18 protein-coding genes are annotated in these 24,514 nt (G+C 65.7%); 12 read left to right on the forward strand and 6 right to left on the reverse strand.

The window, feature by feature from the left end; all coding sequences use genetic code 11:
• Positions 1 to 5: 5 nt before the first annotated feature.
• Positions 6 to 785, reverse strand: a complete 780-nt coding sequence (locus tag ACFWFP_RS01855) for a PH domain-containing protein (protein WP_379292642.1) — start codon at positions 783 to 785, stop codon at positions 6 to 8.
• Between the two features lie 314 nt (positions 786 to 1,099).
• On the opposite strand from ACFWFP_RS01855, the gene ACFWFP_RS01860 reads away from it, so the two are divergent.
• The 7 genes from ACFWFP_RS01860 to ACFWFP_RS01890 all read left to right on the forward strand — a co-directional run bounded on the left by ACFWFP_RS01860 (position 1,100) and on the right by ACFWFP_RS01890 (position 9,659).
• The gene (locus ACFWFP_RS01860; RefSeq protein ID WP_379292643.1) at positions 1,100 to 3,028 is read left to right on the forward strand and encodes an acetolactate synthase large subunit; all 1,929 of its coding nucleotides are present in this window, start codon (positions 1,100 to 1,102) and stop codon (positions 3,026 to 3,028) included.
• Positions 3,025 to 3,528 (forward strand): acetolactate synthase small subunit, encoded by a 504-nt coding sequence (gene ilvN / locus ACFWFP_RS01865; protein ID WP_019048314.1) that lies wholly within the window; start codon positions 3,025 to 3,027, stop codon positions 3,526 to 3,528. The genes ACFWFP_RS01860 and ilvN overlap by 4 nt, the downstream gene beginning before the upstream one ends.
• 74 nt (positions 3,529 to 3,602) lie before the next feature.
• Positions 3,603 to 4,604, forward strand: a complete 1,002-nt coding sequence (gene ilvC, locus ACFWFP_RS01870; RefSeq protein WP_379293721.1) for a ketol-acid reductoisomerase — start codon at positions 3,603 to 3,605, stop codon at positions 4,602 to 4,604.
• Between the two features lie 155 nt (positions 4,605 to 4,759).
• Complete coding sequence (locus tag ACFWFP_RS01875; protein ID WP_379292644.1) at positions 4,760 to 5,848, forward strand: DUF4185 domain-containing protein; 1,089 nt, start codon at positions 4,760 to 4,762, stop codon at positions 5,846 to 5,848.
• Between the two features lie 140 nt (positions 5,849 to 5,988).
• Positions 5,989 to 7,347, forward strand: a complete 1,359-nt coding sequence (locus tag ACFWFP_RS01880) for a DUF2252 domain-containing protein (RefSeq protein WP_379292645.1) — start codon at positions 5,989 to 5,991, stop codon at positions 7,345 to 7,347.
• A gap of 39 nt (positions 7,348 to 7,386) precedes the next feature.
• On the forward strand, positions 7,387 to 8,274 hold the full coding sequence (locus tag ACFWFP_RS01885) for an AAA family ATPase (RefSeq protein WP_379292646.1): 888 nt from the start codon (positions 7,387 to 7,389) through the stop codon (positions 8,272 to 8,274).
• Positions 8,271 to 9,659, forward strand: a complete 1,389-nt coding sequence (locus ACFWFP_RS01890) for a VWA domain-containing protein (RefSeq protein ID WP_379292647.1) — start codon at positions 8,271 to 8,273, stop codon at positions 9,657 to 9,659. The genes ACFWFP_RS01885 and ACFWFP_RS01890 overlap by 4 nt, the downstream gene beginning before the upstream one ends.
• Positions 9,660 to 9,796: 137 nt before the next feature.
• Here the strand turns inward: ACFWFP_RS01890 and ACFWFP_RS01895 are convergent, their stop codons facing one another.
• Positions 9,797 to 10,258 carry a nitroreductase family deazaflavin-dependent oxidoreductase gene (locus tag ACFWFP_RS01895; protein WP_379292648.1) on the reverse strand — a complete coding sequence of 154 codons (462 nt, stop codon included), beginning with the start codon at positions 10,256 to 10,258 and terminating at the stop codon, positions 9,797 to 9,799.
• A 29-nt stretch (positions 10,259 to 10,287) separates the two neighbouring features.
• Complete coding sequence (locus ACFWFP_RS01900; RefSeq protein WP_379292649.1) at positions 10,288 to 10,743, reverse strand: carboxymuconolactone decarboxylase family protein; 456 nt, start codon at positions 10,741 to 10,743, stop codon at positions 10,288 to 10,290.
• Positions 10,744 to 10,919: 176 nt separating this feature from the next.
• Here ACFWFP_RS01900 and ACFWFP_RS01905 point away from each other — a divergent pair, with 176 nt between their 5' ends.
• Positions 10,920 to 13,409, forward strand: coding sequence for a tetratricopeptide repeat protein (locus ACFWFP_RS01905; RefSeq protein WP_379292650.1), 2,490 nt, complete (start codon positions 10,920 to 10,922; stop codon positions 13,407 to 13,409).
• On the opposite strand, the gene ACFWFP_RS01910 is transcribed toward ACFWFP_RS01905, so the two are convergent.
• The gene (locus tag ACFWFP_RS01910) at positions 13,369 to 13,896 is read right to left on the reverse strand and encodes a DinB family protein (RefSeq protein ID WP_379292651.1); all 528 of its coding nucleotides are present in this window, start codon (positions 13,894 to 13,896) and stop codon (positions 13,369 to 13,371) included. The two genes, ACFWFP_RS01905 and ACFWFP_RS01910, sit on opposite strands and share 41 nt — an antisense overlap.
• An 89-nt stretch (positions 13,897 to 13,985) precedes the next feature.
• Here ACFWFP_RS01910 and ACFWFP_RS01915 point away from each other — a divergent pair, with 89 nt between their 5' ends.
• A complete protein-coding gene (locus tag ACFWFP_RS01915) occupies positions 13,986 to 14,954 on the forward strand; it encodes a helix-turn-helix transcriptional regulator (protein WP_379292652.1) in 969 nt (322 codons plus the stop codon).
• Positions 14,955 to 14,970: 16 nt separating this feature from the next.
• Here ACFWFP_RS01915 and ACFWFP_RS01920 read toward each other — a convergent pair whose 3' ends face one another.
• Together ACFWFP_RS01920 and ACFWFP_RS01925 are read right to left on the reverse strand one after the other, a co-directional pair.
• Entirely contained in the window at positions 14,971 to 16,245 is a 1,275-nt protein-coding gene (locus ACFWFP_RS01920) for a hypothetical protein (RefSeq protein WP_379292653.1), read from the reverse strand.
• The gene (locus tag ACFWFP_RS01925; protein ID WP_379292654.1) at positions 16,242 to 16,457 is read right to left on the reverse strand and encodes a hypothetical protein; all 216 of its coding nucleotides are present in this window, start codon (positions 16,455 to 16,457) and stop codon (positions 16,242 to 16,244) included. The genes ACFWFP_RS01920 and ACFWFP_RS01925 overlap by 4 nt, the downstream gene beginning before the upstream one ends.
• Before the next feature lie 934 nt (positions 16,458 to 17,391).
• Here ACFWFP_RS01925 and ACFWFP_RS01930 point away from each other — a divergent pair.
• The 3 genes from ACFWFP_RS01930 (at position 17,392) to ACFWFP_RS01940 (ending at position 24,507) form a co-directional block, all read left to right on the forward strand.
• Positions 17,392 to 18,420: a DNA cytosine methyltransferase gene (locus tag ACFWFP_RS01930; protein ID WP_379292655.1), complete on the forward strand. Its 1,029-nt coding sequence runs from the start codon at positions 17,392 to 17,394 to the stop codon at positions 18,418 to 18,420.
• 45 nt (positions 18,421 to 18,465) lie between these two features.
• Entirely contained in the window at positions 18,466 to 19,572 is a 1,107-nt protein-coding gene (locus ACFWFP_RS01935) for a DNA cytosine methyltransferase (protein ID WP_379292656.1), read from the forward strand.
• A 225-nt stretch (positions 19,573 to 19,797) separates the two neighbouring features.
• Complete coding sequence (locus ACFWFP_RS01940) at positions 19,798 to 24,507, forward strand: DEAD/DEAH box helicase (RefSeq protein ID WP_379292657.1); 4,710 nt, start codon at positions 19,798 to 19,800, stop codon at positions 24,505 to 24,507.
• Positions 24,508 to 24,514 lie beyond the last annotated feature (7 nt).

Here is a 24,514-nt window from a genome sequence, read left to right on the forward strand (position 1 = left end):
CGCGGTTACTGCTCGGCCTTCGGCTCTGCTCCCGGTTCGGCCTTCGCATCCGACGCTTCGGCTTCGGGCTCGGTCTTCGCGTCGGCTTCCGCCTTCGCCGCGGCCCGCTCGGCGGCGAGACGCTCGGCTTCGGCCGCTTCGGCGGCGGCGAACACATCAGGCAGGCGCCCGCCGGACGCTTCGATCAGCTCACGCAACCGGTCGTAACCGACGGCAGGCAGCTTCACCTCGGATTCGTCGTCGAGCCGGGCGCGCACCGAGCCGCGCTTGGGAATGCTGATCCCCTTGACCTGCGCCCAGTCGAGGTGCTTCGTGCTGGTCATCGAGCTCAGATCCAGGCCGGACTCGGACACTGTCGTGTGCGTGCGCGCCACCCACCACACCGCGATCACCGGGGCAAGCAGCAGCGGCCACAGGACGGCCGGCCACCCGACGAACGGGAAGAACACACAGAACGCCAGCACCAGCACGCCGATATAGGCCAGGCGGGGAACGCCGATCACGTGCACACCCGGCGTCGGCGTGTTCGTCCGGCGCGGCACCAGCAGCCAGACGACCACCGCGACGGGCACGATCAATCCGATCCGCACCCCCAGCGACCAGTCCTGCACGGTGCCGACGACGACGAAGACCAGGTAGGCCAGCACCACCGCGCCGATCGCCGCGAGCCGCCCCGGACCGGCCGAGCGCAGGCCGCCGGGTCGCGACGGGCGACCCGTATCGGTTCCCTCGTCGGTGGTGTGGGACGATTTAGCCGGTGGCACGGACTGATGCGGTGATGACACCCTCCTATCCTCGCATCTTGGTACACGGACCCACGCAACCACTCGAGTCCCACAGAATGGGACCGGAGCGGAAAGCCTGTTTGACTCGACGCACTACGCGCGCCTAACGTCGTATGCGTGATTCGAAACGAGCTCGTAATCGGCCGGCGCGTCCAGCGCTGAGCCTGACACCCAGTCAATACGTCAGCTCGCGTTTGCGACGCGCCACCCTCGAACAGCCATGCGCTGGGCGGGGGCTTTTTTGTGTTCGGGCGAATGCCAGCGGCCCTGTCGGGTCAGTCCGAGTCAGAACGAGACAGTGAGGAACGAAGACGGTGAGTGCACCAACCGCACGACCCGGGCCATCGGCCCGCAGGTCAGCGCCTTCAGCTACCCCCGGTAGCGCGGCGACCAACCCCACCCGCCGCCAGGTCGCGCCCGAGCGCGTGACCGGCGCCCAGTCGGTGGTTCGGTCCCTCGAAGAGCTCGACGTCGACACGGTATTCGGCATTCCCGGCGGCGCGGTCCTTCCTGTCTACGACCCGCTGTTCGACTCGAAGAAGGTCCGCCACGTCCTGGTCCGGCACGAGCAGGGCGCCGGTCACGCGGCGACCGGTTACGCGCAGGCCTCGGGCAAGGTCGGTGTGTGTATGGCCACATCCGGTCCCGGCGCCACCAACCTGGTGACCCCGCTGGCCGACGCCCAGATGGACTCGGTCCCGATCGTGGCGATCACCGGTCAGGTGCCGTCGAGCCTGGTGGGCACCGACGCGTTCCAGGAAGCCGATATCTCGGGCATCACGATGCCGATCACCAAGCACAACTTCCTGGTCAAGGACGCCGCCGAGATTCCGCGCACCCTGGCCGAGGCGTTCTACCTCGCCGCCTCGGGTCGCCCCGGCGCGGTCCTGGTCGACATCACCAAGGACGCCCTGCAGGCCCAGACCACGTTCTCGTGGCCGCCGGAGATGCGTCTGCCCGGCTACCGTCCGGTCACCAAGCCGCACGGCAAGCAGGTGCGCGAGGCCGCCAGGATGATCCTGGAGTCCAAGCAGCCGGTGCTCTACGTCGGTGGCGGTGTCATCAAGTCCGACGCCTCGCCCGAACTGCTCGAGCTGGCCGAACTCACCGGCATCCCGGTGGTCACCACCCTGATGGCGCGGGGAGCGTTCCCCGACAGCCACACCCTGAACATGGGCATGCCCGGCATGCACGGCACCGTCGGTGCTGTCGCCGCGCTGCAGAAGTCGGACCTGCTGATCACCCTCGGCGCCCGTTTCGACGACCGCGTCACCGGGCAGCTGGACTCCTTCGCCCCCGACGCGAAGGTCATCCACGCCGACATCGACCCGGCCGAGATCGGCAAGAACCGCCACGCCGACGTCCCGATCGTGGGCGACGCGCGTGAGGTGATCATCGAGCTGATCGAGACCCTCAAGGCCGATCCGCAGTCCGGCGCCGCACCGCTGCTGAGCCTCACCGAGTGGTGGGCCTACCTCAGCGGCATCCGCGAGAACTACCCGCTGGGCTGGAAGACCCCCAGCGACGGCTCGGTCTCGCCGGAGTACGTCATCGAGACGCTCGGTCGTCTCGCGGGCCCCGAGGCCATCTACTGCGCCGGCGTCGGCCAGCACCAGATGTGGGCCGCGCAGTTCATCAAGTACGAGAACCCGCGCACCTGGCTCAACTCGGGCGGTCTCGGCACCATGGGTTACTCGGTTCCCGCCGCGATGGGCGCCAAGATGGGCGCGCCGGACAAGGAAGTCTGGGCGGTCGACGGTGACGGCTGCTTCCAGATGACCAACCAGGAACTGGCCACCTGCGCCATCGAAGGCGTGCCGATCAAGGTCGCCCTGATCAACAACGGCAACCTGGGCATGGTCCGCCAGTGGCAGACCCTGTTCTACGAACAGCGCTACTCCAACACCGATCTGGGCACGCACTCGCTGCGCATCCCCGATTTCGTGAAGCTGGCCGAGGCGCTGGGTTGCGTCGGCATCCGGGTGGAGAAGGAGTCCGAGGTCGAGGACGCGATCCGGCAGGCACAGGCCATCACCGACCGCCCGGTCGTCATCGACTTCATCGTCGGCAAGGACGCCCAGGTGTGGCCGATGGTCGCCTCGGGCACCAGCAACGACGAGATCATGTTCGCCCGCGGCATCCGTCCGCTCTTCGACGAGGACGAGTCGGTCTCCGAACCGGCCGTCATCCACGAGGCGATGGAACGCGAGCAGGCCACATCCGAGAAGGGCGCCGACGAATGAGCACGACCCATACGCTGAGCGTCCTGGTGGAGGACAAGCCCGGCGTGCTGGCGCGAGTCGCGAGCCTGTTCTCGCGCCGCGGCTTCAATATCGAATCCCTGGCCGTCGGTGGCACCGAGATCCCCGAGATCTCGCGCATGACGATCGTCGTGACCGTCGACGATCTGCCGCTCGAGCAGGTCACCAAGCAGCTCAACAAGCTGATCAACGTCATCAAGATCGTGGAGCAGGACGCCGACGCCTCGGTGGCCCGCGAGCTGATCCTGGTGAAGGTGCGGGCCGACGCGTCGGTGCGCACCCAGGTGATCGAGGCCGTGCAGTTGTTCCGCGCCAAGGTGATCGATGTCTCGCCCGACGCGCTGACCATCGAAGCGACCGGCACCCGTTCCAAGCTCGACGCGCTGCTGCGCATGGTCGAGCCGTACGGGATCCGCGAGATCGTGCAGTCCGGTGTCGTGGCCGTCGGCCGCGGACCCAAGTCGATCACCGCCACCCGCTGAATCGCCCCCAGCAACCCCCGCGATAACTTTTCCTAACCGCATTCGAGAAGGGACCAACCAAAGTGGCAGTCGAGATGTTCTACGACGACGACGCTGACCTGTCGATCATCCAGGGCCGCAAGGTCGCCGTGATCGGTTACGGCAGCCAGGGCCACGCGCACTCGCTGAGCCTGCGCGACTCCGGCGTCGACGTCCGCGTCGGCCTGGCCGAGGGTTCGAAGTCTCGCCCGAAGGCCGAAGAGGCCGGTCTGACCGTCGGCACCCCCGCCGAGGTCTCCGCCTGGGCCGACGTGATCATGGTGCTCGCCCCCGACACCGCGCAGGCGTCGATCTTCACCAACGACATCGAGCCCAACCTGAAGGACGGCGACGCGCTGTTCTTCGGCCACGGCCTCAACATCCACTTCGGTCTCGTCAAGGCTCCGGCCGGCGTCACCGTCGCGATGGTCGCCCCGAAGGGCCCCGGCCACCTGGTGCGTCGTCAGTTCGTCGACGGCAAGGGCGTTCCGGCTCTGATCGCTGTCGATCAGGACCCGACCGGCGAGGGCCAGGCCCTGGCGCTGTCCTACGCCAAGGGCATCGGCGGCACCCGCGCCGGCGTCATCAAGACCACCTTCAAGGAAGAGACCGAGACCGACCTCTTCGGTGAGCAGGCCGTGCTCTGCGGCGGCACCGAGGAACTGGTCAAGATCGGTTTCGAGGTCATGGTCGAGGCGGGCTACGCCCCCGAGATGGCCTACTTCGAGGTCCTGCACGAGCTCAAGCTGATCGTCGACCTGATGTACGAGGGCGGCATCGCCCGCATGAACTACTCGGTCTCCGACACCGCCGAGTTCGGTGGCTACCTGTCGGGCCCGCGTGTCATCGACGCCGGCACCAAGGAGCGCATGAAGGCGATCCTGACCGACATCCAGGACGGCACCTTCGTCAAGCGCCTCGTCGCCAACGTCGACGGCGGCAACAAGGAGCTCGAGGGCCTGCGCAAGCAGAACGCCGAGCACCCCATCGAGGTCACCGGCGCCAAGCTGCGCGGCCTGATGAGCTGGGTCGACCGCCCGATCACCGAAACCGCGTAATTTCCTGATCCCCGAAGGGCCCGTTCGCCACGTGCGAGCGGGCCCTTCGGCGTTCTGACGTAACCTGGTGGCGTGACGGAAGCGATACCGGCCCAACGATTTCGGCTCGAGCCGACCGGGGTAGGTGTGTCATTCGCGTCACGGATCTGAACCCTGTGCCCTCGGCTGACCTCGGTGGCGGCGATCTCGCGATTCCGTTCGAGCTGCCCAACGGCGATGTCGGCTTCATCTGGGGCGACTCGTTCTCCGGCGACGGCCCGTACGGCCCACCGATGGACGGCATCGGGAACTGGCGTTCCCCCATCATCACTCGCACGTCTCAACGCGACCCCGCCGAGCCGATCGTCATGGCCACCGCGCCGGGCACCGACGGCCGCCAGTTGTGGGACTACCAGCACGACAACGCCGAATACTCCACCGTCCTGCCGTGCGACGCGATGACCGTCGACGGCCGGATCTACCTGTGGGTCATGTACACCCAGGGCTTGGGCAACGAGAAGTGGTGCGAGGTATGGACATCCGACGACAGCGGCGTCACCTGGGCGCGCAGCGGTTCCAAGTTCTGGTGCGGCGCGTTCGCCGGCAAGCGGGTCATGGTTTCCTGGGCCAAGGACCCGAACAGCGACTGGGTGCACATCATCTCCACCGGCGGCCTGGCCAGGAACAAGGACATGCTGCTGTGGCGCTCGACGGTCGAAGGCCTGTCCGATCCCCATGCCTGGCAGGGCTGGGGCTGGAACGGCGGCAACTGGGCCTGGAACCGTGAGCCCACGCCGATCCTGCCCGGCTGGCGATTCGGCGAGATCTGCCTGCGCTATGTCGAGAACAGGGCGGTGATCTCCGGATTCGACGCGGGCGACTACTCGATCTTCGTCAAGGTCGGCGACCGCATCGACAACACGAACTGGATCACGACCCACACACACCGGCCGATTACCGGGATGCCGCGCGGTGTCGACACGGTCCCGCGCCTGTACGGCGGCTACATACACCCCTACAGCAGGCTCGAGGACGGCAAGTTCACCCTCATCGTCTCCGAGTGGGCGCAGAACGGGAATCCCTATCGGGCGACCCAATTCACCTGCACCGGGATTCGCCGGAAGGTGCTGTTCCCGGTGCCCCACCCCGCACCGGCGCCGACCCCGGAGCCCCAGCCGACTCCGCCACCGGACCCGCATCGGACCTGGTGGCAGGAGCTCGTCCGCCGAGTCGACGAGTGGCGCAGACGGTGGTCTGGTCCCTAGCGCCACCCCCTGCCTGCGATCGATAGCGGGCGACTTGCTCGATGGGCCACCCATAATTCGCTGGGCAGTGGCGCACTCTGTCACCGCATGGTTATCCGCTGGTCCTTGCCGTGATGTCTCGGTAGCGCGAGACTTGCTCGATGACGACGGTTGAGGATTTCGATCAGCAGGCGGCGGAGGTCGGCAAGGCGGCGCGCAAGCGCGTTTCGCGATCCGAGCTGGGGGAGTGGAAGCCGGCGCCGGGGCGCGAGGACCCGGTGGCGATTCTGCTGAAGCAGAACGCGCAGCGGGTGCCGAGTCTGGTGCCGATCCGGATGGCGCGAATGGCGGTGTCGCCGTTCACCTTTCTGCGTGGTGCCGCGGCGGTCATGGCCTACGACCTGGGATCTGGTCCCGATACCGGGCTCACCGCGCAGCTGTGCGGCGACGCGCACCTGTCGAATTTCGGGCTCTTCGGCACTCCTGAACGCAATCTCGTGTTCGATGTGAACGACTTCGACGAGACGCTGCCCGGCCCGTTCGAGTGGGACGTCAAACGCCTGGTCGCCAGTGTCGCGGTCGCGGCGCTCGGCAACGGCTGTTCCGATGAGGACGCGGCAACGGCGGCGGAGGCGACCGCCCGCGGCTATCGCATGGGCATCGAGACGATGACAGAGCAGGACAGTCTGGAGATCTGGTACGAACGGGTCGACGCCGATCAGGTCCTCGAGCTGGTCCAGAAGAAAAAGGGCCGCAAGCTGGCCGAGAAGACGATCGCCTCGGCCAAGAAGCGCACCAGCCTGCAGGCACTGGACAAACTCACCGAACCCGATGCCGACGGTATTCCGCGGATCAAGAATCAGCCGCCGCTGCTGGTACCCATCACCTCCCCTGACGCCGCGACCGTGAAGTCGGTGTTCACCGAATACCGGCGCACGCTGCCCGACCACATGCGCGTGCTGCTCAACCGCTACACCTTCGTCGAGGCCGCCGTGAAGGTGGTCGGGGTCGGTAGCGTCGGCACCCGGTGCTTCATCGCGCTGCTGATGGACAAGGAGTCCGGCGCTCCGCTGTTCCTGCAGTTGAAGGAGGCAGGCACCTCGGTGCTGGCGCCGTATCAGAAGGCGAGCCGGTACAAGCATCAGGGACATCGCGTCGTCGCCGGTCAGCGCTTGATGCAGGCGGCGAGCGACATCTTCCTCGGCTGGGCCACCGGCCCCGGGGGCTTGCACTACTACTGGCGTCAGTTCCGCGATATGAAGGGCTCCGCCGACATCGAGAATCTGGCCCACCGGCAACTGTCGAACTACGGCGCCCTCTGCGGCGGCGTGCTGGCCCGTGCTCACTGCCGCTCCGGCGATCCGTTGGCCATCGACGCCTATATCGGCGGCAGCGAGAAGTTCGACACCGCACTGAGCGATTTCGCGATGTCGTATGCGGATCAGAGCCTGGCCGACTACCGACTGCTGCGGGCCGCGATCAAGGACGGCCGGGTGGAGGTGGCCGACAACCCGTACTGATCGGCCGTCACCGCGCCACACTCGATACACTACTTACCGATGAGTAACTTCTTTTCCTCGGTGGCCCAGGTGACCGACCGGCTGACAACGGCCGGTTACCTGCCGTCCCTCGATATCGCGACCGCGGTCTTCCTCGCCGACCGCCTCGGCAAACCGCTGCTGATCGAGGGTCCCGCGGGCGTCGGCAAGACCGAGCTGGCCAAGGCCGTCGCCGCCGCGGTGCGGGCCGAGCTCATCCGCCTGCAGTGCTACGAGGGCGTCGACGAAGCGCGTGCCCTCTACGAGTGGAACCACGCCAAACAGCTGCTGCGCATCACCGCCACGTCCGGCGAAGACTGGGACAGCACCCGCGACCACGTCTTCACCGAGGAATTCCTGCTCGCCCGGCCGCTGCTGGCGGCCATCCGCAACCCCGACCCCACGGTCCTGCTCATCGATGAGCTCGACAAGGCCGATGTGGAACTCGAGGGCCTGCTGCTGGAAGTCCTCGGTGATTTCCAGGTGAGCATCCCCGAGCTCGGGACGGTCACCGCCGTGCGCAAGCCCTTCGTCATCCTCACCTCCAACGCGCACCGTGATCTGTCCGAAGCGCTGAAGCGCCGCTGCCTGTACCTCCATATCGACTATCCGGCAGCGGAGTTGGAGAAGGCGATCGTCGCGCTCAAAGTCCCCGAACTGGATGCCGCACTGGCCGAACCGGTGGTGGCGACGGTGAGCGCGCTCCGGCAGCTCTCCCTGCGCAAGGCGCCCTCGATCGCCGAAACTGTCGACTGGGCCAAGACTTTGGTGGCGTTGGGTACGCGCACACTCACCGGCGGCGTGGTTCGCTCGACACTCGGTGTCCTGCTGAAGTACCAGTCCGACCACCGCGTGGCCATCGAGCGGCTGGGTCTCGACGCGCCCGAAGACGGCAGCGTGGGGCGATGACACCCATCGCCCCAGCGGCGGGCGTCTCGGCTCCGACGAGCGCACGGCTCGTAGATTTCGTCACCCTGTTGCGCGAGCACAACATTCACGCCGGCCCCAGTGAAACCATCGATGCCGCGGCCGCGGTCGTGGCCCTCGGCACCACCGATCCCGGTGTCCTGCGCTCCGGCCTGGCCGCCTGCCTGCTCCGCCGCAACGGTCAACGCGGAGTCTTCGACCAACTCTTCGACCTGTATTTCCTCGGTGTCTCGCTGCCACCGGCCCGCCCGAGCGAGAATGCCGATGACCTGCGCGAACGGCTGATCGCCACCCTCGTCCAGGGCGAGGACACCGCCGAACTGGCCCGTGAAGCGCTCAACACCTTCGGCGCCTACGGCGGTGCGGGCGAGAGCGCGGGCAGGGTCACCCAGGCCTCCGGTGCGGGGTGGTCGTCGTACCTGACGATGAAATCTCTACGCCCGGATGAGATCTCCGAGCAGGTCGCCCGAACGATGGGCGGCACAGGCCAGTTCGATACGGCCGTGCGCACCATCGAGGCCCGCCGCCGCGTCGACAGGTTCCGCACCGACGTGCAAACCGAAGCGCGCCTGCGTTCGGCCGAACTGCGCGGCACCGACTACATCGCCCGGCGCGGCGTCGAGAACTCCGCCGACCGAACGGATTTCCTCGGCGCCCGCGAACAGGACCTCGCCGAGATGCGCCGTCTCGTGCACCCGCTGGCCCGCAAACTCGCCAGCCGGCTGGCGGTGCGCCGCAAGAAGGCGGTGCGCGGTCAGATCGATCTGCGCCGCACCCTGCGTCGTTCGATGGCCACCGGTGGCGTCCCGGTCGATCCGGTGCTGCGTGCCCGCAAGCGCGGCAGGCCCGACCTTGTAGTGCTGGCCGATGTTTCGGGCTCGGTGAGTGGTTTCGCCGAGTTCACGCTGCAATTGGTGCAGGCGCTGCAGGACCAGTTCAGCAAGGTCCGCAGCTTCGGTTTCGTCGACACCTGCGCCGAGATCACCCACCATTTCACCCCTGGTGAGCCGCCGGCGCCGGGCTTCGCCCGCGACATCGTGCGCGACGGTGGCGTCGCCCGGTTCGGCTCCAGCAATTACGGCGAGGTCCTGCAGGGTTTCGTCGACCACTACCTCGACGCCGTCGGCCCCCGCACGTGTGTCCTGATCCTCGGCGACGCTCGCACCAACCGCACGGACCCGAATCTGGCCGCGCTGCAAGCGATCACAGAGCGAGCGAAAGCTGTCTACTGGCTCAACCCGGAACCGTCGCGCTCCTGGTCGACCGGTGATTCGGCCGCCGAGGACTACACCGACATCGTCACCATGCACGAATGCCGCAACGTCGCCCAGCTCGCCGAGGTGATCGGCCGACTGCTGCCGGCCTGATTCAGCGGTAGTTCGTGGTGCCCGCCGAGTCGCGGGAACTGCGGCCGAGGACCCGTCGACGGTCCCGTGCCCTGCCGACCGGTCCGCGACTCCTCGGCAGGGCACTCGGGCTTTCGTCGCGCAACCGGCACGCGCACTCACACAGCGGCCGCCAGTCGCACCACCGCGTACTCCCGGCCCGCTTTGGCCTGGTACTTGTCGTAGCGGGGCTGGGCGGCGGCGATGTGGTCCCAGGCCGACGCCCGCTCGGCGCCGTCGAGTACCCGGGGCGTCACGGCGACCGGGTCGCGGTCGGGCAGCTGGACGGTCGCCTGATCGGGATGGCCCATCAGGTTGAGGAACCAGTCGGGGTGCCCGTCCTTGCCGCCCGAGGCGACCAGCAGCCAGGAGTCGTCGTCGCCGGGGAACCAGCTGATCGGGGTATCGCGTGGTTGGCCACTGCGGCGGCCGACCGTGTGCAGGATCAGCACATCCATCCCCATGAAGGTGCCTTTGCCGCGCCGGATCTTGCGGTTCATGCGCGCGTTCATCCTGTGCTGCATCCACCGGGAGAACCCGCCGTGGGCATTGCTCTTGCTCGCTTGCTGATTCGCGGACATCGTCACTGTTCCTTTCGAGGGGAGGGGGCTCAGCCCCAGGCGCCGGCGATCTGACGGGTGGTGGCATTGAGCCGGTTGAACATGTTGGTGACGCCGATCATCAGCACGATCGAGGCGAGCTGCTTCTCGTCGAAGTAGCTGGCGGCGCTGTCCCAGATTTCGTCGGTGACCGCGTCGGCACGGTCGGCCAGCCGGGTGGCGGCCTCGGCGAGTTCGAGGGCGGCGCGCTCCTCCTCGGAGAAGAAGGGGGTTTCGCGCCAGGCGACCACGGTGGCGAGGCGGTCTTCGCTGACGCCTGCTTTGCGCGCGGTGGTGGTGCCGCCGTGCACGCAGGCGCTGCAGCCGTTGATCTGGCTGACCCGCAGGTGCACCAGTTCCAGGAGCTCGCTGTCCACGCCACCGGTCTCCACGGCCCTGAGCACCTGCTGGATGGGGCCCATCGCGTCGGTGAGGACCATGGCGGGGTTCTTCATCCGAGCCTGCATGTCGTTCTCCTTGTTCGGTGTTTCTCCGCTGCTTGCGGTGTGACTCGATAACAGCCCGTCCGGCGCTGGAACAGAATGGCTGTGGGACACTGTGGGACAGCTGAAAACGGCCCTGACCACCGGCTTGTCGGTCGTGAGATTTCTGGTCCAGGCCGGGACAACGGGAGTGGAAAACGGTGGTTGTGCAACAGCGGACGGCACGGGCGTATCCGCAGGACGAGCTGGCGTCGCGCCTGCGCCTGATCCAGGAACTGTCCGGCCGCGGCGTGCGCGCCCTGGCGCGCGACACCGGCCTGAGCTCGTCCTCGCTCTCGCGCTACCTCAGCGGCCAGACGGTTCCGCCGTGGCCGGCGGTCATCGAGCTGTGTCGCCTGGTCAAACGCGACCCGCGCCCGCTGCGCCCCCTGTGGGAGCGCGCCAACAACCCACTGCCCGCCCCGCCGAAGACCAGCCGCCAGCCCGCCCCGCCGAGCCCACCGGCCGGCGCCTCACCGCCGCCACGCAACGACCTGCCCCGCGACGTGCCCGACTTCACCGGCCGTGAACAGGCGCTGGCCGAGGTGATCGCCGCCGTTGGTTCCGATCGCGTGGTCGCGATCGATGGCATGGCAGGGGTCGGGAAGACCTCCCTGGCCGTGCACGCCGCGCATCGGCTCACCGCCGATTACCCCGACGCCCAGCTCTATCTCGACCTCCACGGTTTCACCGACGGACGTCAGCCGCTCGACCCCGATGCGGCCCTCCGTGCGCTGCTGGCCGCGCTCCAGGTCCCTTCGGAGCGGGTGCCGCAGGACGGGGGAGTCGAATTGCGGGCGGCCTGTTGGCGTTCGGAGCTGGCGCGGCTGCGCGCGGTCGTCGTGCTCGACAATGTCGCCGATGCCGCGCAGGTCAGCCTCCTGTTGCCGGGTGCGGGCGAGTCGGTGGCCATCATCACCAGCCGTAACCGGTTGCTCGAGCTCGACGAGGTCCCGCCGGTGACCCTCGACGTGCTCACTCCCGAGGAGAGCGCCGAACTGCTGGTGCGGGCCAGCGGTGACGCCCGCGTCGGACGGCTCGCCGCGGAACCCGAGCAGGCCGCCGAAGTGCTGCGCCTGTGCGGCAACCTCCCGCTGGCGTTGCGCCTCGCGGCCGCTCGGCTTCGTCATCGCCCGGGCTGGTCGGTCGGCATCCTGGTGGAGCGGATGTCGGAGGGGGCCAGTGAATTCGACACCGCCTTCGGCATGTCGGTTCGTCAGCTCAACCGGGACCAGCGTCGCCTGTTCCGCCTACTCGGCCTGATCCCCGGCTCCACGTTCACCGATTACGTCGCCGCCGCCGTGGCCGACGTCTCGCTGCGAAGCGCCCGCGCCATGCTCGAGGATCTCCTCGACGCGCACCTCGTCCAGCAACCGGCCGACGGCCGCTACCGCCTCCACGACCTGGTCCGACAGCACGCCCGCACCGCCACCTTCGAGCACGACACCCCCGCCGATCGCGAGCGCGCCCTGCACCGCATCCTCGACTACTACGTGCACACCGCGGCCGCCGCCGACGCCGCCATGCCGTTCCTGTCGCCGACCCGTGCGGTCTCGGCGGGCGCACCGCCCGCCGAACTGCCGGTCTTCCCCGGTCGTGATGCCGCGTTCTTCTGGTTCGTCTCCGAGTACACCAACCTGATGGCCGTGTTCTACGCCGCCGTCGAAGTCGGCGCCGACACCCACGTCTGCGAATTGCCGCGCTTCATGCGCGCGTTCTTCGCTCGCCGGTGCGGCACCACGCATCTCAACGCGCTCTTCGAGCAATCCCTCACCGCCGCACAGAATCTCGGCGACCCGCGCCAACTCGCCGAGGCCCACAGCGACCTGGGTTTCGCCCGCTACAACGCGGGCCGCATGACCGAGGCTGCCGCGGCCTACGCGGCCGCCGCACCCCTGATCGCCGCGGCGGGAGACCCGCTACCCCGAGCGGAACTGACGATGCGGTGCGCCCAATTGCGCTGGGACGAAGGCAGTATCGAAGAACCGCTGGAGCTGTTCCGCCGAGCCCGCGACCTCTACACCACCGGCGGATGCCCGACGAGCGCCGCCGATGCCATCGCCGGCGAAGCCTGGGCAGTGCTCCAACTCGGGCACCGCGAACAAGCCGCCCAACTGGCCCGCGACGCCCTCGCGGTCCCCGCCGCCACCCCGTCGCTCCAGGCTCGGATCACGCTCGGCGTAGCGATCGCGGCCGACGAACCCGCGGCAGCCCTCGACCACCTCGATCAGGCCCTCACCCTCGCCCGCGAGGACGGCCACAAACACAACGAAGCCTGGTGCCTGAACTGCCGGGGTATCGCCCTGCGCGACATGGGACGCTACGACGAAGCCCTCGTGAGCCATCGTGAGGCCTTCGCCCTCCTGGACGCCGTCTTCGAAGACCACTGGAAGATCCACTTCCTCAACGGTTACGCCGAAACCTGCCGCCTCGCAGGTCTTCCCGACGATGCTCTCGACCTCTACCGCCAAACCCTGGCCCTGGCACCGAGACTGGGCCATCGCTTCGAGGAGGCAACAGCCCACCAGGGCATCGCCGACGTTCTCGACGCGACGGACCCGGCTGCCGCCACCGAACACCGTTCGGCAGCCGAGTCCCTGTTCGCCGAGATCACCCCATCGACTTCGCTCCATCCAGCGATTCACGAATGATGTCGGCGTGCCCGGAGTGCTGGGCGGTCTCGGTCATGATGTGCATCAGCGTGCGGCGCGCCGTCCAGCGTCCGCCGGGCTCGAACCACGGAGCCTCCGGCAGGGGCTGACTCACGTTCAGATCCGGGAGGGTGCGCACGAGCTCGTCGGTGCGTGCGGCCACCTGCTCGTACTCGGCCAGGATGCCCTCGAGCGTGTCGCTGGGCAGCATCCGGAAGGCGTCGCCCCACTGCGCGATCTGTTCCTCGGTCATCGAGGCGAAATCAGGGGCTTCCGCGGGCCCGTGGAGGATGAAACCCGCCCAATTCGCCTCCACCGCGGCCACATGCTTGATCAATCCGCCCAAACACAGCTCGCTGGCGGTGGTGCGCAGACCCGCCTGCTCGTCGGTGAGGTCGCGAACGGTGAAGCGCAGGAAGTGCCGGTGCTTGGCGAGCATCTCGAGGATGTCGGTGCGCTCGGTGTCGATCTGGGTGCTCGTGGTCATGTCCGGATCCTTTGCTTGTCGGTGTTGTGAAACCCAAGGTAGAACCTATTGCGGCCAGTTTCTGACCGCAATTGCGAGATACTGGGAATATGGCCGATACGAGCGCACGCACCCTCCGACTGCTGTCGCTGCTGCAGACCCACCGATCGTGGTCCGGCACGGAACTCGCGCAACGTCTCCGCGTTTCGGCCCGAACCCTGCGCCGCGACATCGACCGCCTTCGCGAACTCGGCTACCCGGTCGACGCCCGCCCCGGTGTCGACGGGGGCTACCAGCTGGCGGCGGGTGCGGCCATGCCGCCCCTGGTCCTCGACGACGACGAAGCCGTCGCCATCACTGTCTGCCTGCAAGCCGGCTCCCAGGGCGCGGGCGACGGCCTGGCCGAACCGTCCCTCCGGGCACTCGGCAAATTGGTCACCGTTTTGCCCACCCGCCTACGCCGCCGCGTCGACGCCTTACGTGCCATGACCGAATCCACCGCCTGGACCGCCGTCCCCCTCTCCGACGTGGACCCCGCGGTCCTCACCGACCTGGCCCTCACCTGCCGCCGAGAAGAACGCCTGACCTTCACCTACACCGCCGCGGACGGCCGCACCAGCACCCGGGAAGTGGAACCTCACCGCCTCGTCTCCCTGGGCCGCCGCTGGTACCTGGTCGCCTATGACCTCACCCGCCACGACTGGCGCACCTTCCGCGTCGACCGCCTCACCGCCTCCGCGACCACCGACACCCGCTTCCGCCCCCGCACCCTCCCCGCCCCCGACGCCGCCACTTTCGTCCACAACGCCATCGGCGCCCGTCGATCCGGCTACACCGTCACCGCCGAAATCGAAGCCCCCGCCACCGACGTCCACACCCGCGTAGGCCGCTGGTGCACCATCACCGCCCTCCCCGCCGACCGCACCCACATAGAGATGACCGTCGACAGCCTCGACTGGCCGATCCTGCTGCTGGGCAAGGTAGAAGCGGATTTCCGGGTCCTCGGCCCACCGGAACTGGTTACGCAGCTGCGAGAGTGGGGGAGCCGCTTCATGGACACCACCGTCCAGGGTGGGTAGTCGACCCGGTCGCGAATTACCCGTTGCGGTAGCGCCCCTTCTGCCGCCGCTGATAGAACAGCAGATCCACCTCCACCGGCTCGACCAGCGCCGTGATCTCGGCCAACCGCGAGTCGTACCTGAGCTCGGTGATGCACCGATGCAGATAAGCCCGCCGCTCCGGCCCCAATTGTGCCCAGATCGACCCGAATCGCGACTGTCCCCGCTCCCCGGAAACCGCGACGAGGTCGAGTAGCGCGGGCCAGCAACCGGTTTCGGTCGCCCGCGCGGGCAACTCCGCCACCGCACCCTCCGACAGCAAAGCCAGCGCGTACCCCACAGCGCTCCTGACCTCGTCATCCATCCGCGACATCAACGTGAACAACCCACGCCAGCTCTCCGCATCGCCCCGCCCATCCATCGGCGCCACCAGATCCACCCCGACATCCGGATCGCTGAACACCGGATTGCCGACCAGCGTCCACAGCCCCAGCGGCGTGAGATATCCAGCCAGCGTGAGGAATTCGGGCACCGCCCCGAGCGCGAGCGCGTTGCGCACCAATCGCGCGACATCGGCGGGCTGCGCACTCCCGAACAGAATGTCGCCCACCCGGCGGATCACATCGGGCGCGCACCGCGAGAACACCGACAGCGCGGCATGCTGCAGGTCAGGAGAACCTGTCAACACCATCTGCGTCATCCTCGGCACCCGTCGATGGGGTCCATCGAGCAGCTGGCGAACCACCGCACTGAGCACATCGACGTCATAGGAGAAGGCGGCCGAGAAGATCAGCCCCGCGTCATCGCGCACCCCGGCCTCGACCGCCGCGATCAATTCCGGTGTGGCACAGGACAAGAACGGACCAGCCGTCACATAGTCCTGCCGCCGCAGCAACTCGTTCACGATGTCGACGATCGGCCCCGGCGCCATCTGATCGGCCAGCTGCTCGATGGCTCGCGGATCGAGATAGGGCGCGCAATCGGCCGCGTACCCCGCCTCGAGCATCGTCAACGTCTCCGCCGCCTTACCCGGATGATCCAACCCCACCGACCCCGCCGCCCGCCCCGTCATCATCGGCGGAACCAGCTTCTGCACCAACGGAATCGAGATCGTCAACGGAATGAACGGCACCAGCGCACTGATCCGCCGAAATGTCTCCGTGTGCTGATCGAACAACACCCCCGAGATCTGCTGATGCAACGCATGCAGCCGATCGGCCCCCAGATACCGCAGGTGATCCAATCGCTGCGGATGAACATGCAATGTCCGAGCCAGCAGAATCAACTGCGCCCGCGTAGTCAGGTCCGTCATCTGCCGCCGAACATGATCTTCTTCGTCACCCGGCGCAACGGCCGCGGCAACGCAGAGACCATCGAATCGATGGACTTGTCCAACGCGGCCGCCTCGAACGCACTCGCGGCCCTCATCAACTCGAACAGATCCCGAGCCTCATCCGCCGGCAACTGCTCCAGCGCGGGCAGTGTCTCCGGCAAGCCACCTTCACGGTCACTTCTGACAGTCATGCGGCTCCTGGGTAACGCGATCCTCTACTCCGAGGGTCCCCCTTCCCGCCGCCACGCGCCAGAACTTCGCCGAATCACTGTGCATGGCAACGAAAACCCCAGCCCAGGTACATGTGAACAGACGTACCACTTTCGGCAACGCGCGGCTGCCCGTCCCGCTGGGAGTGGGAGAGCGGAGGGAGTGCAGGGGTACCCCGGTACCGCGAGGTACGGATGCACCCGTGACGCGAAGTCCGCCGGTCGGTCGTCGCTACGGTCGTTTGGTGATGCACGCCCGCCGGGCATTACTCGGCAAGGGCCGGGACTGGGTTGCTGCACAGAGTCAGGAACACCCAGGGAAGCCCTGGTATCCACGCCACCAACCACGGTGGAGCCGTCCGAGTCCGCCTTTACCGGCCGACCCTGTGTCATCGGAATAGATGCATCGGCCCCTCTGACGGGCGACGACTGCGCGGGTAAGGCGCATCACCCGCACAACTCGCCCGGGCGCACAGCGGCAAGGGGGGAGGTTGGCGGAGACGCCAGAATCATCGGTAGGCTTCCTGCCTACGGCGGTGAGTCTGCTGGTACCAGATTCTCGCCCAGGGCCTCGGCGGTGTTCGTAGCACCACCGGGGCCTGACTTGTGCGGCGACCGTACCATAGCCGTCGGCTATCCAAGAAACGTCGTCAAATCCTCAGACCACCGATCCTGGTCTGACACAGCCTTTTTCCACCCTTTCGGCGGCGGCCACGTCACACCCCACTCCGCCAACTTCGCCTGCGTGAACCCACCCTTCGGCGTCTGGTTGGCCATCAGCTCATCCGGAGACACGTACCGCGTCGGCACCCAATCGGTCACGGCGTCACAGTATGCGCAGAGGCGCGGGCGTTGCCGGTCTTCGGACGCTATTCTTGATCGAATTGCAGTCACTGCGGCAGCGATGGGGGCAGCGATGGGGGCCGAACTGGGTAGCGGAATGGGCAACCTATTCCGAACAGGACGCCTTACCTCGATCGAGTTGTGCGCCGGCGCAGGCGGACTCGCGCTCGGGTTGGAACAAGCCGGCTTCGATTCAGTGCTTCTGCTGGACAACCGCGACGTGGCTTGCGCGACGCTGCGAGCAAACCGCCCCGACTGGAACGTCCTGCACAAAGACCTGCTCCGATTCGAGCCGAGACTCGACCTAGCGGGACACCGTGAAATCGACGTTCTCGCCGCAGGGTTGCCGCGTGTGAAATCGGCAGCGACCGCATCACGGCCAAGGGGAAGTAGCTGGGAACTGGAGCTGTTCGAGACGACCGCACGATTGACGGTGGAACTACGCCCGCGCGCCTTGCTGATCGAGAATGTTCCTGACCTGCTCAAACGGGACGAATACGCATCGAGTCGCGCCCGGGTTACCAAGCATCTCGAGGACGCAGGCTACGAGTACTGTTGGTTGCTTGTCGATGCGTGCGATTTCGGCGTTCCGCAGCACCGCGAGTACGCGGTCCTGGTTGCCCTGCGCGACGGTGGCATCGATACCTTTACCGCGAATCTGCATCCGGTCCCGCCTGCGCCAGGTCTGACAGTCGGAGCAGTTCTGCGCGGATCGATGGGCGCACGTGGGTGGCCGCAGGCCGCGGAGTGGGCCGCCAAGGCCGATGGGATCTCGCCGACGATCGTTGGAGGGTCGTGGGATCGGGGTGGCGGTGACTTGGGCCCACAGGGTTCGGTCCGCGCATGGGCGAAGTTCGGGGTCAATGGGCGTGCGCTCGCCGACGACGTGCCATCGGCAGACTTCGACTGGGATCCAACTAAGGGCGTCGGCCACATGCTCAAACTCACCGTCGACCAGGTCGCCGCACTGCAGGGGTTCCCGCCGTCCTGGACGTTCGAGGGTCGAAAGACTGCCAGGTATCGGCAGGTGGGCAACGCAACACCGCCGCCGTTCGCGCATGCGCTGGGAGTCGCATTGAGGACAACCCTGTCAGCCGGCTAACTGCTGGTATCACGAGGTGCCTCGCGCCGGCTAAGATCTCGTGTCATGCCCACCGACCGCGAGCCGACGCTGCCACGCCGAGCGGACATGGTCGACCTTTTCGCCGGGCCAGGGGGACTCGATGTCGCCGCGCGATGGCTGGGTTTGGACGTCTACGGGTTCGAGTGGGACCGCAATGCGTGTGCGACCAGGGCAGCCGCGGGCTTGAACGAGCGCCCACACGATGTCCGTGACTTCGGCCCGGCGGACGTGCCGGGTGCGTGGATTCTGACGGGCGGACCACCGTGCCAGACCTTCACCGTCGCGGGTGCCGGGGCGGGCCGAAAGGCGTTGGACGAAGTATTGAGCTTCGTCGACCGGATGGGTGCGGCCGACAACATATCCGAGGATCTCGACGGTCTCGAAGACGAGCGAACGGGCCTCGTCCTTGAGCCTCTGCGATGGGCTCTCGAAGCACACGGTCGTGGGAATCCCTACAAAGTTATTGTGCTGGAACAGGTTCCGGCGGTCCTGCCGATCTGGAATCAGATGGGCAAGGTCCTCGAGGGAATCGGCTATCAAGTCACCGCAGACGTTCTTCGCACCGAACAGTTCGGAGTTCCGCAGACGCGCAGACGTGCCATTCTGATCGCGCGGCTCAGAGGCGAACCCGACCTCCCGAATGCCACCCATCGTCCTTACCGCAAGGGAGTGGGCCGAGCGCTGGGCGCGGAGACTCTTCTTCCGTGGGAGACGATGGGGGATGCTCTGAGTCGCGGCTACGACTTTCAGGTCATCTCCAATTACGGCACCGGTGGTGACCCGAAGTTGCGTGGACGCCGTAGTTCGCTGGAACCCTCGGCGACAATCACGGGGAAGGTCTCGAGAAACCAGATCGTCGACAGCACCGGATTTCCCTGCCCTCGATTCAGCCCGGCCGAGGCCGGTCGCCTGCAGACCTTCCCGCTGGACTACCCGTGGTCGGGTGGTGATATCGCGCAGCAGATCGGCAACGCGATCCCGCCGGTGTTGGCACTGCATGTGCTCTCGGCGGCGTTGGGGAGTCAGGTGAGCCACGAGGACGCCGCGAAGGTCGTCGATCGCCCCTGGCTCGACACCCGTGACTCCGCCCCGCTCGATCACCTGCAGCGGATGGGCTTGCTCTTCAGCTGAGGTGTAGCGAACTGCGGTCGCTCACCGATAGCTCCACCGGCCGGGTAACAAACTTTCGCACTCGCTTCCAACTGGTCGTACCGAGCCGATACTGTTACCCACAACGTGGGGGAGTGAAACCTCCTATCGTCGACCAGGTGGTTCGTGCGCAGGTGGGAGTTCGATGATTGATCTGATTGATGGGCAGTACAAGGTGTTTGAGTTCCCCGACACTCGGACGGCCCGATGAACACCGCGCGGTGGTCCCGTCCGGACCCGAGCCTGGTCAACCTGGTCAACAAGTACCACTCCACTTGCATCGAGGTGTATCGGAAGGACCCGGACCGGATCGCCGAGGACGCCGGTAAGGAACGCGGCATCGCGGAAGGCGGCTATGGGCGCAAGCAGATCCAGGAGCTGGTTCAGAACGCAGCCGACGCGCTTCCTGAGGCGGGAGGCCGGATCGAGGTTGTTCTCACCGACGACACGTTGTACGTAGCCAACGAGGGACACCCGTTCGTCGATACAGGTGTGCGCGCACTGCTTTACACCCATCTATCAAACAAGACGGGCGGGGAGATCGGTCGCTTCGGGCTCGGCTTCAAGTCGATCAGTGGGATCTCTGACGAACCCCAGATCTTCAGCCAGTCAATCTCCTTCGAGTTCAGTCGCGCTGAGTCGGCGAGGCAGCTGACGGTCGAGACAGGGCGACACTTCGATCCTGCAGAGGTTCCTTCGCTACGCCTCGCCTGGGTGCTCGACCCGACGATCGAATTCGCGAGCGACTCGACTCTCAAGGAGCTTTCGCTCTGGGCAGCCACCATTGTGAAGGTTCCACTCAAGGACGGTGCGGCCATTCAGCTCTCCGAGGAGATCTCGGAGTTCGACCCTTCGTTCAACCTCTTTGCGCCTAGCGTCAAACAACTTCGCCTCCGCGATGAGCTCGGCGCTGCTGATCGGACGATCTCGACGAGACGAACTGGAAAGCGGGTGGTTCTGGCTACAGACGAAGGCGAGCAGACCTGGTTGGTCGTCTCAAAGCTCCATCACCCTTCGCCCGAGGCTCTTGAGTCTGCCGGTTACGCGGCACGCCGGGATGCTGTCCCTGTTTCCTGGGCGGTCCCCGCGACTGGTGCCACCGGTGTGGGTCGCCTGTTCGCGTACTTTCCGGTCAAATCAGAAGTCACGCTGAGTGGGCGGCTCAACGCCCCGTGGAAACTCTCCGACGATCGCATCAACGTGATCGAATGCCGGTTCAACTACGAGATACTGACCCAGGTCGTGCCCGAACTTGTCGACGCCGCGCGGCTCGAACTCGTACAGGACGGCGCCTACGGTCGATACATCGACGTCCTTCCCGCACGTGGTAAGGAGAGTCGGAGTTGGGCGGATACCGTCCTGAACGAGCCTGTGATACAACGCCTTCGGGAAACGCGGTCGATCCCCACCCTCGACGGCGAGCTACGTTCTCCCACATCGGTCCAGATGATCCCAGAACCTGCCATGGATTGGGTCAGATCTTGGATGACCGTGACTACCCAACGGGACGTCTGGGTCCATCCCGACTGCCTGACCAGAGAGCGCCGCGCAAAAGTCAGGCGCTTGATGGAGGAGAACCCGCGCGCCGAGGGCAGAGTCCTGGATTGGCTCCACGCAGCGGTCGCTGACAAGACCGCTAGAAGCTCATCTACCGTAATCGAAATCGCGGCTCAGATGCCTACTCGAGTGGATGCGAAGTTTCGCGAAAATGTCACTAGCGACGTACGGGACTCTCGGATTGTCCTCCTTGAGAACGGAGAGCTCCAGCAGCCGCTGCCGGGACGATGCTTCATCCGGTCCGACGCTGCCCAAAGGGGGTCAGCGTTTATCGACAAAGACGTCACGGCGCGGCCGTCAACCGTAGCGGCGTTGGAATCGCTTGGGATTGCCGCGTTCGATGACGGCGGTGAGATGCTCCAGCTCCTCACAGATCTCAGGACGAAGGCCGATGTCAATTTCGATGCCCTGTGGACCGCGATGCGTGGTTCCGGCGGTGACGCAGTCGCGGAGGGGTTCGAACGGATCCTCGAGGGACAGGCACACCGGCTGGTCAAGGTACGAAATGGGAAGGGCGCCTGGGTCTATCCTGAGAATATGTATATCCCGGAGGATCTCCTGGAAGATCGGAAGAGCGACGCCAAGTTTCTAGTGGATCGGTCGTATCACGCATCCGACACTGAAATCCTGGGATTTCTCGGCGTTTACACTGCTCCGAAGCGGAGGTCGCTGGACGATGCCGTGCGAAACGAGGAATGGTTCACGACGTATTGGAAGCTTGCGACCGACCTCATCGCAAAGGAGATGTGCCTCGGCCCCCGCCAGCGGGAAGATCTTCGGATTACCTCGGATCGTTCCGTTCTGGGGCCGCTACAATGTCTGCCTTCCCTCTCGGAAACCAACCGCACCGCATTGACATGTGAGGTTCTGCGGACCCTCGAGGACCCGCTGATCCGTGTGGGCCATCCCTCGGTGAACAAGTATGGTCGTTTCATCGCGCCGGAACTTTGGTGGGTGCGTAAGGAAGGGCTCCTTCCCACTGTTCTCGGCCCGGTCCCCGTCGATCAGACGTTCGCACCGACCGTTGAGGAGGCCTACCCTGAGGTCAAGGGCCTGCTCCCTGTTCTATCGGGTGTCGAGATCGGTGACGACGTCGTCGAACGCCTTCAACTGCTCACTGATCTCGAGAGCCTCACGAGTGAGCGCTTCGAGTGGATCGTCGGCAAGCATGTAGAGCGAAAAGACAAATCGATGGTCGGCCGTGCATATGCATGGTGGGCATATCTGAAACCCGATTCCGCACCAGAACTTCTGTGGTGCTCCGCCCCGGAGGGGTGGGTTCAAGTGCCCGCCGGCGAGATTGCCGTGGCCGCCACAGCGGAGAACCTCCGTGAATTTTCAACGTTCGGAATTCCGTGTCTTCAGGTAGACACGCCTGAGGATGCGGCGATCCTCCGGGCAAACTGGGGGTGCCTTGACCACGACCTGCCCGTCACCTATTCGTACGAGTCGAGTGCGGAGACTTCCGGCCTCACTGAACTCTTCGACGTCTTCCGCGAAGACGACCTTGACATCGATCCGGATGACCTCGTCGTGCAGAAGTGCTTGTCCCTGAACAAGGTTGCCGCCATCGCAGGCCGTCCCGAAGTTCGCATCGATGTCGCGTGGGGGCGCGATGGCGATACCCTCCTCGTCACCGGTACGAACGACCGCGAGATCCTGAAACAGTCGCTCTCGAGTCTTGAGCTCGATGATTCCGACGAGGCAGTCGACGCCCGGTTGATGAACCTCGCGGAACGCAAAAACAACAAGAAGCTTTTGAGGGTCCGCAATGCGCCGAACGACGCGGAGCGCCTTCTTGAGTTCGTAGGGGAAGAGCGACTGCGGGCTCTGATCCCTGCGGATGCGCTGAACTACCTCGAGCGAAATGGCGAAGCGCCACCACATGGTGTCGCATTAGCGCAGTTGTGTATCGGCATGCTAGGGACTAAAGCCCTTGAGCGTGCGTGCCGGGTCGATCCGTCTGGCTTGCCCATCAGCCCGCCTGCCCGGTGGTCCGGCTCTCACGCCACCCGAAACTGGGTGCGGGAACGCGGTTTCAGTGAGGAGTGGGCTGGCAAGAAGGCGCCGCAGCGAAATAAGCCAACGGAGTACATCGATGGTCCAGCCGTCCTGAAGAAGCTGCACGATTACCAGGAGACGGTTTCCGAGCGGCTCCGCGCATTGATTCGTGGGACGGATGGCAGCCCTCGTCGCGGAATCATCTCCCTGCCCACTGGTGCAGGTAAGACCCGCGTGGCTGTTCAGACGGTGATCGAGGCCGTTGCTGCCAAAGACTTCGGCCCCGACGGCGAGGTGCGCGGGCCCATCCTGTGGATCGCTGACGGGGAAGAACTGTGCGAGCAGGCGATCGACACGTGGTCCTTCCTCTGGCGTGCGAAGGGACGTCACGACACTCAACTCATCCTCAGTCGGTTCTGGTCGAATTACTCGGTCGAGGAGGAGCTCGGCGGAGTGCAGGTTGTTGTCGCGTCATGGCAGAAGCTGGTGTCCAATGCATTGGGCAACAATGAATTTGACTGGCTTGCGGACACTCCCCTCGTCATCATTGATGAAGCGCACGGAGCGACGACACCCTCTTACACAAAGATTCTCAATTGGACGGGACGGGGACTCTACGAGCGCACGTTGCCGCTCGTTGGACTGACCGCCACACCATTTCGCGGGCGAGACGACAGCGCTGAAACACAGCGACTGCTCAACCGATTCGACAACAACCTGCTCGACGCTGGTGTCTTCGGGGACGAAGTTCCGCAGCGCCGACTTCAGCGCGACCAAGTACTCGCACGTGCGCAGCTTAAAATTCTGCACGGCGTCAACATCGACCTGAGTGTCGCTGAGCTCGAGGATTTCAGAGAGAAGTACTGGCTGCCCAAAGGTGCTGAACGTAGACTCGGCCAGAATGAGGAGCGCACGCAGAAGATCGTTAATTCAATAATCGACCTGCCGGAGGAATGGTCGATTGTCGTTTTCGCCGCGTCTGTTGAGAATGCGCAGACTCTTGCAACGCTCCTGACGTTGCGCGGTCGCCCGGCAGCGTCAATCGATAACGACACCAGCCCCGACGATCGAAGGGTTACGATCGATCGGTTCAAGAGTGGTGATCTCAAGGTCTTGACGAATTACAACGTTCTGTCCCAGGGCTTCGACGCTCCTAAGACACGTGCTGTCTACATCACCCGCCCCACTTCGAGTAAGGCAAGGTATCTTCAGATGGTCGGTCGAGGAATGCGTGGCCCGAAGAACGGCGGCAGCCAGGATGTGCTCGTCGTCAACGTTCTCGACAATATCGTCGAGTTCGGTGACAGCATCGCCTACGAGTCGTTTGAACGCAATGTGATCAACTCCGAAGAGGGCTGATGCAGGG

Source organism: Nocardia sp. NPDC060249 (assembly GCF_042728755.1).
In the GTDB taxonomy this organism is placed as follows: Bacteria; Actinomycetota; Actinomycetes; order Mycobacteriales; family Mycobacteriaceae; genus Nocardia.